Source organism: Methanococcus voltae, assembly GCF_017875395.1.
GTDB lineage: Archaea > AGJL01 > Methanococci > Methanococcales > Methanococcaceae > Methanococcus > Methanococcus voltae_C.
Window position 1 is genome coordinate 1 of sequence record NZ_JAGGMO010000015.1, and the last position, 1,480, is coordinate 1,480.

General features: G+C 51.9%; 1 rRNA gene. It reads left to right on the forward strand.

The features are described 5' to 3' along the window. A 23S ribosomal RNA gene (locus J2127_RS08450) occupies positions 1–1,454 on the forward strand; the annotation flags it as partial. Between the last annotated feature and the right edge of the window lie 26 nt (positions 1,455–1,480).

The following is a 1,480-nucleotide window of genomic DNA, read 5'->3' on the forward strand; positions in this document are numbered from 1 at the left end:
GTGGTAACACAAGGTCAATTTCTGACGCTTTGGGATAAGTTTTGTATTTTTGTCTGAGTATTCAAGCTTATAAATCCGAGGAGAATTGTAATAATGAGAATCGGATGAAAGAGTAATGAGTTTTCCTTTAGGAGAATTTAACTGATTCCTTGAGCCCGTGAAAAGGGAATTGGCATGGATTTTGAACGTCCGTACCCAGAACCGACACTGGTGCCCCTAGGTGAGTATCCTAAGGCGTAGCGGAATAATCTAGTCGAGGGAAGTCGGCAAAATGGCTCCGTAACTTCGGGAGAAGGAGTGCCAGTGATCTTTAACCGGATCGCTGGTCGCAGTGACCAGGGAGGTCCGACTGTTTAATACAAACATAGGTCTTAGCGAGCCTGAAAAGGTGTGTACTAAGGCCGACGCCTGCCCAGTGCTGGTACGTGAACCCCGGTTCCAACCGGGCGAAGCGCCAGTAAACGGCGGGGGTAACTATAACCCTCTTAAGGTAGCGAAATTCCTTGTCGGGCAAGTTCCGACCTGCATGAATGGCGTAACGAGACCTCCACTGTCCCCGACTAGACTCCGGTGAACCTACCATTCCGGCGCAAAGGCCGGAGACGTCCAGTGGGAAGCGAAGACCCCGTGGAGCTTTACTGCAGCCTGTCGTTGGGGCATGATTGTGGGTGTACAGTGTAGGTGGGAGCCATCGAAGCTTTTTCGCCAGGAAAAGTGGAGGCATCCATGGGACACCACCCTCCTATGATTATGTCCCTAACCCGTATAGGGGACACCGGTAGGTGGGCAGTTTGGCTGGGGCGGTACCCTCCTAAAAATGCATCAGGAGGGCCCAAAGGTTGGCTCAAGCGGGTCAGGACTCCGCTGTTGAGTGTAAGGGCAAAAGCCAGCCTGACTTTGTTGCCAACAAAACGCAACGAAGAGACGAAAGTCGGGCCTAACGAACCTCTGTGCCTCACCGATGGGGGCCAGAGATGACAAAAAAGCTACCCCGGGGATAACAGAGTTGTCGCGGGCAAGAGCCCATATCGACCCCGCGGCTTGCTACCTCGATGTCGGTTTTTCCCATCCTGGGTCTGCAGCAGGACCCAAGGGTGGGGCTGTTCGCCCATTAAAGGGGATCATGAGCTGGGTTTAGACCGTCGTGAGACAGGTTGGTTGCTATCTGCTGGATGTGTTGGCTGTCTGAGGGAAAGGTGGCTCTAGTACGAGAGGAACGGGCCGTCGGTGCCTCTAGTCGATCGGTTGTCTGACAAGGCATTGCCGAGCAGCCACGCACCAAGAGATAAGGGCTGAAAGCATCTAAGCCCGAAATTCATCCTGAAAATAGACAGCCTTTTCCTTCGGGAACAAGGACTCCCATAGAACATGGGTTTGATAGGTTAGGGGTGTAAGTGTCAAGGTTTTCCGAGGCATTAAGCCCGCTAATACTAATAGTTCAAGTGATAAAAGATATTCTGGACACTTAAAGATATGAGAG